Origin of the sequence: Geomobilimonas luticola, from assembly GCF_018476905.1 — a bacterium.
In the GTDB taxonomy this organism is placed as follows: Bacteria; Desulfobacterota; Desulfuromonadia; order Geobacterales; family Geobacteraceae; genus Geomobilimonas; species Geomobilimonas luticola.
Window position 1 is genome coordinate 1 of the sequence record NZ_JAHCVK010000031.1, and the last position, 368, is coordinate 368.

Sequence of the window (368 nt, forward strand, 5' to 3'; positions counted from 1 at the left end):
TCCTCCGCCTTCAACTCCGCGCCGTTTCTGCGTTCCCTCAACGAGCGGGACGAGATGTGCCTCGACTGCCATCGGCAGCGGAACAGCACCAGCCACCTAAGCGGCTCCCACCCGGTCACCGTCAGCTACTCCGGGGCGGCCAGTGCCCGGCCGGCAGCCTTTTACAGCGAACCGGTCAACAGCAATCCGGGCAATCCGACCTCCGCCCTGAAACTGGTGGGTGGTGAAGTGCTCTGCTCCACCTGCCACCGGGTGCACTTCGCCGACTCCGCCAGCGCCACCTACGACAGCGCCACCAGCGCGCGGCAGGGGCACCTCACCCCCTCCGGGGGGAAACTCCTGCGGACCGACCTGCGGGGGGCGAGCGC

Annotated in this window: 1 pseudogene; it reads left to right on the forward strand. The window is 69.0% G+C overall.

Annotated features, from left to right (window positions below):
• Window positions 1-368: pseudogene (locus KI810_RS17175) on the forward strand (hypothetical protein); the annotation flags it as partial.